We start from the raw sequence: 12,097 nt of genomic DNA, 5'->3' as shown, positions 1-12,097 counted from the left end.
GTTGCAGGCCAGGACATCTCTATTCGACAGGATGCACCGCGGACCGAAAGGGGTGGGACGTGGACGACCAGAGTGACATCGAGATTCGAGCGCTGCGGGATGTGATCGACGCGGTCGAGGATCGGTTGCGGCGTTTCGAGGCGAAGAACGGTGTCGTGCTCACGGAGCGGGCCGAGGTGTACGCCACGGTCGTCTACGCGGTCATCGCCAGTGCGCGCGCCTCCGGCCACTACGGCGCGGGAAGCCTGGCGCGAGCGCCACTCCTGGACGAGATCCTCATGGGTGCCGAGCCGGAGCCCTGGGAGACAGCAATCTACGCCGTGGTCATCGACCGGGCATTGACGCAGTGAAGCGCGGGAGCCGCCGGCCCCTCATCGGTCAGCGGCTCCCGGACCGTGAAGTGGGACCCCGGCCGCGTCCGACTCACCGGCAGCTGCACGGTGAACCGCTCCACCACCCAGCCGGGCGGAAGCGCCGACGCACAGTGTCCCTGCGATGTCCACGATCCCGGCCCGCTCGGCACGACGCTCACTCGATCCAGCTCCAATCACGGTCGGGGTCCTGGTATTCCAGCCCGATCCAGCCGTCGTATCCGGCGGCATCGAGGGCGGCGAAGAGAGCCTCGAAATCGAGGGTTCCGGTGCCGGGCCGGCTGCGCGCGGGCGCATCCGCGATCTGCACGTGCCCGATCCGGGGCGCGTACTCGGCGATCACGCCGAACAGATCCGCACCCATACGCGCGAGATGGTAGAGATCGCAGAGGAGCCGGAGATTGGGTTCGTCCGCCGCATCGATAACCTGCACGGCGCGCGCCGCCGAGACGATCGGATAGTCCGGCGACTCAAGGGAATTCAAAGCCTCCAGCACCACCTGTGCATCGATGCCCGCGGCGGCACGGGCGGCCAGCCGCAGGTTCTCCAAAGCCAGCTCGTCCTGCGCCGCCGGGTCCACACCGGGAATCCGGTTCCCGTACAGGGCATTCAACGACCGGCATCCCAGCCGCTCGGCGATCCCCACGGTGACGTCGATATTGTCCCGGAATTCGGCCTCCCGCCCGGGCACGGACACCAGTCCCCGCCCGGCGGGCACCAGGTCGATGAAGTTCAATCCGACCAGCTGCACCCCGGCGTCGGACACCGCGGAGACGAACGCGTCGACCTCCTTGTCCCCGGGCGCCGGGTTCTCGCCGAAGGGCCACCAGAACTCGACCGCGTCGAACCCGGCTGCCTTCGCCGCCGCCGGACGCTCCAGCAGCGGCAGATCGGTGAACAGGATCGAGCAGTGCACGTCGAATTTCCGCAGCGCCCCGTCGGCGGTGTACTTCATCGGGTCGTTTCCTCCCTATAGGTGTGCCAGCTTCCGAAATCGGTGATGTCGATGAGCTGCGGGTAGGAAATGATCGGGCGGCGCAACAGCATGGACAGCACCGAGCGGTTGTCGTCCAAGGCAACCACACCCAGTTCCAGCTCCGGCGGCTCGGCCGGAAGCAGGCGGGTGCGCAGCACCTCCATCGGCACCTCGAACAGCTCGCCCGCGATAGGCGCGCCGCCGTAGGCCACCGGATGCAGGCCGGGGAAGCGGTCGCCGACCGAGTAGAACCGGTAGTGCGGCGCGGTCCTGACCTCCCCGGCGCAGGGCGCGCCCTCGAGCAGGTGGTTCAGGGGTCCGCCGCGCATGGCACCCCCATTCAGGAAGATCAAAGGCATGGCCGTGGGTCCGTCCCTTTCGGTCGATAGAAGTTTCAGGCGGAGAGCCGCAGAGCGTCCGGCGAGTCCGGGACGGTCACCTCCGGCACCGCGATCGCGTCGCGATGGATCGGTCCGCCGTAGGTGCCCAGAGGCATTCCGGTGCCCCCACGGCGGACCGCCACGATCTCGGCGGCGATGGAGACGGCTGTCTCCTCCGGAGTGCGCCCGCCGAGATCGAGTCCGATGGGCGACTTCAGCCGCGCCAGTTCGGCATTCGTCATCCCGACCGCACGAAGCCGCTGGAGACGGTCCTCGTGCGTCCGCCGGGATCCCATCGCACCCACGAACGCCACCGGCAGGCGAAGCGCCACCTCGAGTAGCGGCACGTCGAATTTGGCGTCGTGAGTGAGTACACACAGCACGGTCCGGGCATCCACCCGCGTCCGCGCCAAATACTTGTTCGGCCATTCCACGACCACCTCGTCCGCGTCGGGGAAGCGGGCGCGGGTGGCGAAGACCTCCCGCGCGTCGCAGACGGTGACGTGGTAGCCGAGGAACTTGCCGATGCCGGCGACCGCGGCCGCGAAGTCGATCGCCCCGAAGACGATCATCCGCGGCGGCGGCACATGGGATTCCACGAACACCGTGACCTCGGCGGCAGCGGGCTGCCCATCGGACTGAGCGCCGCACCCGATGGTGCGCACCGCGGTCGTGCCGGCGTCGAGCATGGCCTGGGCTTCGGCCACCACCCGTTCGTCGAATTCGGCTCCGGAGGTCCACCAGGTGCCCAGCGCCATCACGGCGCCGCTGTCGAGGTCGCGGACCATGGCCACGGCCTCCCCCTCAGCTCGCAGGACCTTCTCCACCGCATCGCGATTGGACTCGGTCACCGACTGGACGAACACCTGAATCGTTCCGCCACAGGTCAATCCGACCGCGAAGGCGTCGGTATCGCTGTAGCCGAAGGTCTCCCGGAGCGGCTCTCCCGTTCGCAGCGACTCGCGGCACAACTCGTAGACCGCACCCTCGACACAGCCGCCGGAGATGCTCCCGATGACGGTGCCGTCGGCATCCACGGCCAGGGCCGCGCCGATCGGGCGGGGCGCGGAGCCGCCGATCCCGATGATGGAGGCCACGGCGTAATCCTTGCCCGCCGCATGCCATTCCAAGAGTTGTGCCGCGATGTCGCGCATGACTAGCCTCCCAGGGCCAATTCGATGCCGTTGATACCGAAGTAGGCGACGAAGACGACGCTCACCACGGCCACCAGCCAATGGATTTCGCGGTACTTACCGCGAGCGAGCTTGATCACCGCGTAGGCGATCAAGCCCGCACCGACACCGTTCGTGATCGAGTAGGTGAACGGCATGAGCACGATCGTGATGAAGGCCGGCACGGCGACCTCGAGATCGTTCCAGTCGATCTTGCGGGCCTGCGTCATCATGAGCGCGCCGACCAGCACCAGGGCGGGAGCGGCGGCCTGAATCGGCACCACGGCCGCGATCGGGGTGAAGAAGACTGCGGCACAGAACAATCCGCCGGAGATGACGCTGGCCAGACCGGTACGGGCGCCCTCACCGACACCCGTCGCCGACTCGACGTACACCGTGGATCCCGCACCGCCGGACAGGCCGCCGATGATCTGGGCGACACCGTCGGTGGTGAGGATCTTGCCCATGCCGGGCACCTGACCCTTCTCGTCCACCAGGCCCGCCTCGTCACAGACGCCGAAAACCGTTCCCATGGCATCGAAGAAGCCGGTCAGCACCAGGGTGAACAGCACCACCGTGGCGGTCACCGCACCCGCGGTGGCGAAGCCGCCGAACAGGTCGATGTGGCCGATCAAGCCGAAATCCGGGGAAGCGAACAGCGCTTTCGGCTTCTCGGGTACGACGGTGCCCCACGACTTGGGGTCGATGGTCGCCATGGCGTTGACGATGATCGCCAGCACGGTCGAGATGGCGATGCTGATCAGGATCGCGCCCGGCACCTTGCGGATGAACAGGGCGAGCATCAGCAACAGGCCGACCGCGAAGATCACCGTGGGCCAACCGGACAGATGCCCTTCGACTCCCAGTGTTACCGGTGGCCCGCCGGGCGCACCATGTCCCACCACGCCCGAGGAGACCAGGCCGATCATGGCGATGAACATGCCGATGCCGACGCCGATGGCATTCTTCATGGCCAGCGGAATGGCATTGATGATCATCGTCCGCAGGCCGGTCGCGGCCAGGATGACGATGACGATGCCCATCAGCACCACCAGGCCCATGGCCTGCGGCCAGGTCATATGGGGTGCGGCCTGATAGGCGACGACGGGGACCAGACCGAGGCCGGCGGCCAATGCGAGGGGCACATTGCCGACCACGCCCATGAGGACGGTGGTCAGGCCGGCGGAGAAGGCGGTCGTGGTGGTCAGCTGAGCGATGCTGAGTTTGTCCCCGTGCGCGTCGGTGACGCCGCCGAGAATTAGCGGGACCAGCAATATGACATACGCCATAGCGACGAATGTAGTGATGCCGCCACGGATTTCACGCGATATGGTGGTCCTGCGCTCCGATAGCCTGAAGAACTTTTCGAGCGCAGAACCCCGCGTTTCCGGGGTGGTGATCGGTGACTGAGTCTGGGTCATGGCTGCCCTCCTATGGGCGTAGCCGACCAGCGGCCCGGGGTGCTGGGGTGTCCCGGGCCGCGGATTCGGTGATGCTTGTTGTGGGGTCCCTATCGCGCTCCACCATTTCGAGAAGCGCGATCTGCCCCTGTTGATCAACTGTTCCGGATGATGTCTTCCGGACGCACGGGCACGCGGTTGATGTTTCCGGTGCCGCCCCGCTTGCGGCAGGCATCGCGAATCGCTGCGGCGATCGCAGGCGTGGAGGAGAGGGTGGGCGGTTCACCCGCGCCGCGCAGGCCGTAGGGGGCGTGCGGGTCCGGGTTCTCCAGGATCTCCAGCTTCTGCGGGGGTGTATCGAGAATGGTGGGAATCAGATAGTCCGTGAAGGACGGGTTCCGCACCTTGCCGTTGGTGACCTGAATTTCCTCCATAACCGCCAGACCCAGGCCCTGAATGGAGCCGCCGTGGATCTGGCCTTCCAGCGAAAGCCGGTTCATGATCTTGCCGACGTCCTGAACGGCGTCCAGGGCAACGACTTTGACCAGTCCGAGCTCGGTGTCGACATCCACCACGGCCCGGTGCACACAGACCGCGAGCTGGGTGTGGCTGGAGCCCTGACCGGTCACCTTGTCCATACCGGTGGTCGGCTGGTGGTGGTATTCACGGGTCAGATCGATGACGTCGTCGCCGAGCACATCCTCGATGGTCGCGACCACTTCACCGTTGTTCTTGACGACCTTGCCGCCCTCGAGCCGCATGAAGCCGTGCACGTCGAACTTCTTGCGCGCCAACACGAACAGCTCGTCGGCCACCGCCCGGCAGGCGGTCATCACCGCGCCGCCGGTCATGTACGACTGACGCGAGGCGGACGACGAACCCGAGCTGCCGACATTGTTGTCGGAGGGGTGGCTGACCACCCGCTCGATGGCGAGTTCGGTGCGCGCGATCTGCGCTTCGAGCGTGATCAGGCCCTGGCCGACCTCCGCGCCGGCCGTGTGCACCAGTGCGACCGGCTCGCCGCCGATCACTTCCAGGCGCACCCGGGCGGTCGAGTAGTCGTCGAAGCCCTCGGAGAAGCAGATGTTCTTGATCCCGACGCCGTAGCCGACACCGCGGTACACCCCCTCGCCGTGGGTGGTCTGCGACGCACCGCCGGGCAGGTTGCGGATGTCCGAGGTGTCCACGGACTCCGGCAGTTCCATGTCGCGCAGGCTGTCGAGCATCTCCTTCAGCGGGGTCGGCGCGTGCACGACCTGGCCGGTGGCGAGCGTGGAACCCTGAGAGACGGCATTGACCTGGCGGACCGTGACCGGATCCATGTCGAGGGCCTCGGCGAGCTTGTCCATCATGGACTCGTGGGCGAAACACGCTTGCACGACACCGAATCCGCGCATGGCGCCGCAGACCGGGTTGTTGGTGAAGACACCGTAGGCATCGATCTCCAGGTGCGGGACCTCGTAGGGGCCCAGCGCCAGCGAGGCGGCATTGCCGATCACGTTCTGGGTGGCCGAGGTGTACGCGCCGCCGTCGAGAACGATGAGAACCTTTGCGTAGGTGATCTTTCCGGTCGCGGTGGCGCCGAATTCGTAGCGCATCTTCGCCGGGTGGCGATGCACGTGCCCGAAGAACGACTCCTCGCGGTTGTACATCATCTTGATCGGCTTGCCGGTGCGCATGGCCAGCATGCCGGCGTGGATCTGCATGGACAGGTCCTCGCGGCCGCCGAAGGCGCCGCCGACGCCGGACATGGTCATGCGGATCCGGTCCTCGTCCAGACCCAGGCACGGGCCGATCTGGGTGAGGTCCCAGTGCAGCCACTGCGTCGCGACATAGAAGTCGAGCGAGCCGTCCTCGTTCGGGATGACCATGCCGGACTCCGGGCCCAGGAAGGCCTGGTCCTGCATGCCGACCTCGAACTCCTCGGCGACCACGACGGTGGCGAGGGCCTTGCCGATCTCGATGTCGCCGGAGCGAACCGGCTGGTAGCGGGCGATGCCGCCGCGCGACTGCACGGCCAGCCCGACCGGGTCCTCGACCACGGCCATCGGGTCCGTGATCGGTTCCAGCACTTCGTATTCCACCTCGATGGCGGCGACGGCGCGCCGGGCGATCTCGGGGTGGTCGGCGGCGACCAGGGCAATGGCCTCGCCGTGGTGGCGCACCTCGTCGAAGGCCAGTACCGGCTGGTCCCAGGTGTGGTCGAGGCCGTAGACCTTGCGGCCCGGCACGTCCTCATGGGTGAGCACGGCGTGCACGCCGGTCATGGCGAGGGCCTTGCTGGTGTCGACGCTGACGAGTCTGGCGCGGGCGTGCGGGCTGCGCAGAGTCGCACCCCACAGCATGCCGTCCATCCACAGGTCGGAGGAGTAGGCGAATTCGCCCTTCACCTTGAGGGTGCCGTCCGGGCGGAGCGGGCTCTCGCCGATCCCGCCCTTGCCCGGGACCGCCACGTCCGTGGGGAACCGAGTGGTGCGTGTGATGGTCATCGGTTCTCCTGCTTCATGATTCGCTTGCGCGCGGCTACGCCCGCCCGGCCGACCGCGTCGTGCGGCATGGTCTTCAGCTCGTCGTTCTCCACGACGGTGTTGCCGCCCACCAGCAGGCGCGCCAGCGGCGGCTGCGGGCCGAACACCAGCGAGCACACCGGGTCCTCGATGGCGGCACGGAAGCCGTCCACCTTCCAGACCGCGATATCGGCGAGCTTGCCGACCTCGAGCGAACCGATCTCGTTCTGCCGTCCCAGGTTCCGGGCGCCACCCAGGGTGCCGACCTCGAGGGCCTGCCGCGCGGTCATGGCGCGGGGGCCGTGCACGGCGCGCTGGAACAGCATGGCCTGGCGCATTTCGCCGGCCATGGAGGTGAGCTCGGAGGAGGCCGCGCCGTCCACGCCGAGGCCGACGGGCGCGCCGGCGGCCAGCAGGTCCATCACTCGCGCGATGCCCGCGCCCAGGCGAGCATTCGAGGTCGGGCAGTGCGCCGAACCGGTACCGGTCTTCGCGAACGCCGCGATGTCCTTGTCGTGCAGGTGCACCGCGTGGGCGAACCACACATCGTCACCGAGCCAGCCCAGCTTCTCCATGTATTCGACCGGGGTGCAACCCATCTGCTCGATGCAGTGCTCTTCCTCGTCCAGGGTCTCGGCGAGGTGGGTGTGCAGGCGCACGCCGTGCCGGCGGGCCAGCGCGGCCGAATCGACCATCAGACCCTCGGACACCGAGAACGGCGAGCAGGGGGCGACGGCCACGCGCAACATGGAGTCGAAGGACGGGTCGTGGTACATGCGGATGATCTCCTCGGTGTTGAGGAGGATCTCTTCGCGGTTCTCGACCACCTCGTCCGGCGGCAGGCCACCGTGCGACTGGCCGCGGTCCATGGACCCGCGGCACGGATGGAAGCGAATGCCCAGCTCGCGAGCGGCGCGCACCTCGGCCTCGAACAGATCACCACGGCCCTTGGGGAACACGTAGTGGTGATCGGTGGAGGTGGTGGTGCCGGTCAGCGCGAGCCAGCCCAGACCGGCGGACGCCGCGCCGTAGACGATCTCGGCGTCCATGGTGGCCCACAGGCGGTACAGGCCGGTCAGCCACTCGAACAGGGTGGCGTCCTGGAACAGGCCCTGGGTGGCCCACTGGTAGAGGTGGTGGTGGGTATTCACCAGGCCCGGGGTCACCAGGCAGCCGGTGCCGGAGAGGCGTTCAGCACCCACCACCATCGGCGCAGGTCCTGCACCGAGAGCTTCGATCCGGCCGTCGTCGCCGACGACCAGATAGCCGTTCGGGATCTCCGCACCGACAACCGGTGCGATATAGGCGTTTTCAATGACCAGCTTGTGCCCACCCGTCGCCCCACTGCCGCCCCTGGTGGAATCGCTTCGCGATGCAGCACTCATTTGGCAGCCTTCCGCTCGGCCGCCAGACGAACGGCATCCAGAATCTTCTCGTAACCCGTACAGCGGCACAGGTTTCCGGCCAGCGCCTCACGGATCTCGACGTCCGACGGGTTGGGCACCCGATCGATCAGGTCGTGCGCCTGCACGATCAGACCCGGTGTGCAGAAACCACACTGGACCGCGCCGGCCTCCACGAAGGCCTGCTGCATGGGGTCCAGCTTGTCGCCGTCGGCCAGGCCCTCGACGGTACGGACCGAACGGCCCTCCACCTGGCCCGCGGCCACCAGGCACGAGCAGACCGGGGTGCCGTCCAGATAGACGGTGCAGGAACCACATTCGCCCTGCTCGCAGGCGTTCTTGGAGCCGGGGAGGCCGACCCGCTCACGCAGCAGGTACAGCAGGCTCTCGCCTTCCCAGACGTCGTCGGCGGTTTCCTGGGATCCGTTGACGGTGAAGTTGATACGCATCAGGCCGCCCTCCTCTCGGCGGTGTAGTCGTTCCACGCCCAGCCGAGGGTCCGGCGGGCCATCACCGACAGCGCGTGCCGGCGGTAGTCGGCGGTGCCGCGCACATCGTCGATGGGCTTGGCCGCGGCGCCGACCAGACGGCCGAATTCGCGCGCCAGCTCGTCGTTCAGCACGCCGTCGTTGTCCCAGTCCAGGTTGGCGGCCAGGAAGTCCTGCGCCTCCACCGGACGGATCGGGGTCGGACCGGCCGAGCCGATGCCCGCGCCGACGGTCCGCGAATCCGCGTGCAGCGCAACGGAGAACGAGCACACGGCGATCACCATTGCGTTGCGGGTGCCGACCTTCGAGAAGTACTGCGGGCCGCTGGCGGGCTTCAGCCACACGGCGCGAATGAGCTCGTCCGGTTCGAGCGCGTTCTTCTTGACCCAGACGTAGAAGTCGTCGATGTCGATCATGCGGGTGCCGCGGGCGGCCGACTCGACCTCGACCACGGCATTGCCGGCCAGCAGGGCCGGGTGGGCGTCACCGGCGGGCGAGGCGCCACCCAGATTGCCGCCGACGGTGCCGCGATTGCGGATCTGCGGAGAACCCACGGTGCGCGACGCCTGGGCCAGACCGGGCAGCCGGTCCTGATACCGGTTGATGATCTTCACGAACGGGACGCCGGAGCCCAGCCGGATCCGGCCGTCCTCCTGCTCGTCGACGGTGAAGACCTCACGGCACGGGTTCAGGTCCAGAATGGCGGCCGGACGGTGCCGGTCGAAGTTCAGCTCGACCATCACGTCGGTGCCGCCCTGAATCGGAACCGCCTCGGGGCGTTCCGCTTTCAGCTGGAGCGCTTCGGCCCAGCTTCCCGGTTGTAGGAAATCCATTGCAATCCTCTAGATATCGGTTCGACGCAGGTACGACAGCACTCAGCTGCCCCGGTACGTAGAGAAGGAGTAGGGGCTCAACAGCAGGGGTACGTGGTAGTGCTCATCCGGATCGGTGACCAGGAAATCGATGGTCACCGTGGGATAGAACGGGCTGACGCCGGAGGTGTCGAAGATCAGGCGGTGCGCACCGGCGCTCGGGGCGGGCAGATCCTCGACCCGACCGTCGTCATCGGTGTGGCGCTCGGCGAGGATCTCCCCCGCCGCGCTCTCCAGCCGCACCGCCATGCCCGCGGCCGGGCGTCCGGTCGCGGCATTGAGCACGTGGGTGGACAAACTCACTTGTCCTCCAGGAGTTTCCGTATCCGCAGGCCGGTGATGTCGGCGAGCTCGCGGCGGACCGTCAGCTGCTCGTCGACGACCGAGTTGCCGAGCCGGCGCTGGAGCTCCGAGAGCATCTCGGTGGCGCTGCGCCCGGCGGCCCGGATCAGGAAGACGTGGCCGAAGTGTTCCTGGTAGGTCACGTTCCAGGAGGCCAAGTCGGCCTTCACCTGATCGTCGGCGGCGGAGGCTCCGGACTGTTCGTCGGCGGACCACTTCGCCTCACGCTCGGACTGGTGGGCGGCGGCCGTGCGCTCCCCGATGCGGGGGTGCGCCGACAACGCCTCCTCGACATCGATCCAACTCAGCTCGGTGACCCCGGTCACCGCCGCGGCGATCAGACTCGACTCGTCCGCGTACGGCCTGTTCGCCACCATCCTGCGCGCCCAGGTTCGCGATGCATTGCAGGTCAGCAGCTGCGTCTCGGCCTCTTCCAGGGGCAGCGAACCGAGCCATTCCAGGCGACTCGACATCCGACCTCCATCCGTCATTGGCGTGTGTCAACCACTTAACCCGGCGGGTGCTCATGCCCGAAAGAACGAGACCTCCTAACCTGTGGCCTGCTTCACAGGGGCGCGTTCGTAGTTACATCCAACTTAGGTAACCGGGCCGTCACCGACTGTTAGCCTCGGGCATCATGCGGTTACGTTCCCTGCTGACCATGCACGATCTGGGCCTGCGGCTCGTCACCGGAGAAGACGAGCTGGACCGCTTCGTACGCTGGGTGGTAACCACCGACATGCTCGATCCCGGTCGATACCTCTCCGGCGGCGAATTCGTCCTGACCGGCCTGCAATGGCGGCATTCCCCCGAGGACAGTGAGACCTTCGTGAGCGCGCTCGCCCGCGCCCGGGTGGCCGCGCTCGCCGCCGGTGACGCGCTGTACGGCGGAGCTCCCGACGATCTCGTCGCGGCCTGTAAGAAACACCGAATCCCGCTGTTCCGGGTCGAGGAGCAGATCGCCTTCGCCACCGTCACCGAGCAGATCAACCGGAAACTGTCGTCCGGACGGGCCGCCGACCTGAGCGCGATCCTGGACCGGCACCGGCAACTGGTGTCCGGCGGCGGGCTGGATTCGGTGCTCGACCTGGTGCATCGCACGCTGGGTACGCGCTGCTGGGTGGTGTCCGCACTCGGGCGCGTGGTGGCCGGGCCGACCCGGGACCTGCCCGACCAGGTGCGGTCGGCGTTCCTGGGCGCGCGGCGGCTGCCGCATGTGCTTTCCCACGATCAGGTGCGGTACTCGCTGTTCGCGGTGGACGCGGACGGGACCTCGCGCATCGCGGACTGGTTCCTGGTGTTCGAGAGCGATTACAAGGACTGGCCCGAGGAGCGGCGGGCCCTCATCGGGGAACTCGCCGCGGTGGTGTCCCTGGAACGAGCCCGGCAGGACGATCGGCACAGTGCCGAGGGGCGACTGGCCCAGGAACTGATCGAGCTGATCATGTCCGACGCCAAATCCGCCGACATCATCTCCCGGCTGGAGCTGACCGGGCTGGGACTGTCCGACCGGTACCTCGCGGTCGCCGCGACCGCGGACTCCGGGGCCGTGCGGCCCCGTGAGTTGCGCGCCGTGCTGCGCGAAATCCTTTACGGCCGAAGCCCTGCCATCGGGGTGGTCGACGGCGAGGTCATCCTGCTGGTCGCCCTCGGTGACGACAGGGCCCTGGACGACCGCATCCATCGGGCCATCGAAGCCCTCGAACCCGGGCTGCAACTGAGCCGGCTCTCGGTCGGCATCAGCGGCGCGGTCGACGGCGAGGGGCTGCGCGGCGCGGTCGAGGAGGCCCGCTACGCCCGGCGCATGGCCGCCGAACGGCAGCAGCCCACCAGCGTGGTCCGCCACGACGAACTCGCCACCCACATGCTGCTGCTGGCCAGCGTCCCCGACGAGGTCCGGCGCATGTTCCGGGTGCGGCTACTGGATCCGCTGCGCGTCTACGATCAGGACAATCGCGCCGATCTGGTGCACACCCTCGAGACCTTCCTCGAAGTGTCCGGGTCCTGGACCAAGTGCGCGGATCTGCTGCACCTGCACGTGAATACGCTGCGCTACCGCATTCAGCGCATCGAGGAACTCACCAACCGCGACCTGTCCCGGCTCGAGGACCGCGTCGATTTCTTCCTCGCCCTCGCGCTGCGGTGACCGCTATCCCCCCTCACCGAACCCAGTGGGGATCGGTACA

Annotated in this window: 12 protein-coding genes; 2 read left to right on the top strand and 10 right to left on the bottom strand. The window is 67.7% G+C overall.

Features of this window, described 5'->3' with window-relative positions; translation table 11 throughout:
- The first annotated feature begins 59 nt into the window (after positions 1-59).
- The gene (locus tag ABZ909_RS24640; protein WP_357003463.1) at positions 60-350 is read left to right on the top strand and encodes a hypothetical protein; all 291 of its coding nucleotides are present in this window, start codon (positions 60-62) and stop codon (positions 348-350) included.
- 178 nt (positions 351-528) lie between these two features.
- On the opposite strand, the gene ABZ909_RS24635 is transcribed toward ABZ909_RS24640, so the two are convergent.
- The 10 genes from ABZ909_RS24635 to uraD form a co-directional block, all read right to left on the bottom strand.
- Complete coding sequence (locus ABZ909_RS24635; RefSeq protein WP_357003461.1) at positions 529-1,326, bottom strand: TIM barrel protein; 798 nt, start codon at positions 1,324-1,326, stop codon at positions 529-531.
- On the bottom strand, positions 1,323-1,706 hold the full coding sequence (locus ABZ909_RS24630; RefSeq protein ID WP_357003459.1) for a gamma-glutamylcyclotransferase: 384 nt from the start codon (positions 1,704-1,706) through the stop codon (positions 1,323-1,325). Before ABZ909_RS24630 ends, ABZ909_RS24635 begins: the two co-directional genes overlap by 4 nt.
- Before the next feature lie 35 nt (positions 1,707-1,741).
- On the bottom strand, positions 1,742-2,881 hold the full coding sequence (locus ABZ909_RS24625) for an XdhC/CoxI family protein (protein ID WP_357003457.1): 1,140 nt from the start codon (positions 2,879-2,881) through the stop codon (positions 1,742-1,744).
- A 2-nt stretch (positions 2,882-2,883) separates the two neighbouring features.
- Entirely contained in the window at positions 2,884-4,320 is a 1,437-nt protein-coding gene (locus ABZ909_RS24620) for an NCS2 family permease (protein WP_357003455.1), read from the bottom strand.
- A gap of 134 nt (positions 4,321-4,454) precedes the next feature.
- A complete protein-coding gene (locus ABZ909_RS24615; protein ID WP_357003453.1) occupies positions 4,455-6,788 on the bottom strand; it encodes a molybdopterin cofactor-binding domain-containing protein in 2,334 nt (777 codons plus the stop codon).
- Entirely contained in the window at positions 6,785-8,191 is a 1,407-nt protein-coding gene (locus ABZ909_RS24610; protein ID WP_357003451.1) for an 8-oxoguanine deaminase, read from the bottom strand. Before ABZ909_RS24610 ends, ABZ909_RS24615 begins: the two co-directional genes overlap by 4 nt.
- On the bottom strand, positions 8,188-8,658 hold the full coding sequence (locus ABZ909_RS24605; protein ID WP_357003449.1) for a (2Fe-2S)-binding protein: 471 nt from the start codon (positions 8,656-8,658) through the stop codon (positions 8,188-8,190). Before ABZ909_RS24605 ends, ABZ909_RS24610 begins: the two co-directional genes overlap by 4 nt.
- Positions 8,658-9,530: an FAD binding domain-containing protein gene (locus ABZ909_RS24600; protein WP_357003447.1), complete on the bottom strand. Its 873-nt coding sequence runs from the start codon at positions 9,528-9,530 to the stop codon at positions 8,658-8,660. The genes ABZ909_RS24605 and ABZ909_RS24600 overlap by 1 nt, the downstream gene beginning before the upstream one ends.
- 42 nt (positions 9,531-9,572) lie before the next feature.
- Complete coding sequence (uraH, locus tag ABZ909_RS24595; protein WP_357003445.1) at positions 9,573-9,872, bottom strand: hydroxyisourate hydrolase; 300 nt, start codon at positions 9,870-9,872, stop codon at positions 9,573-9,575.
- Positions 9,869-10,384, bottom strand: a complete 516-nt coding sequence (gene uraD / locus ABZ909_RS24590; protein ID WP_357003443.1) for a 2-oxo-4-hydroxy-4-carboxy-5-ureidoimidazoline decarboxylase — start codon at positions 10,382-10,384, stop codon at positions 9,869-9,871. Before uraD ends, uraH begins: the two co-directional genes overlap by 4 nt.
- 164 nt (positions 10,385-10,548) lie before the next feature.
- Here uraD and ABZ909_RS24585 point away from each other — a divergent pair, with 164 nt between their 5' ends.
- Positions 10,549-12,057 (top strand): PucR family transcriptional regulator ligand-binding domain-containing protein, encoded by a 1,509-nt coding sequence (locus ABZ909_RS24585; protein ID WP_357003441.1) that lies wholly within the window; start codon positions 10,549-10,551, stop codon positions 12,055-12,057.
- Positions 12,058-12,097 lie beyond the last annotated feature (40 nt).

This window comes from Nocardia sp. NPDC046763 (assembly GCF_040645495.1).
Classification (GTDB): domain Bacteria; phylum Actinomycetota; class Actinomycetes; order Mycobacteriales; family Mycobacteriaceae; genus Nocardia.
This window is presented reverse-complemented; position numbering and strand designations above follow the sequence as displayed.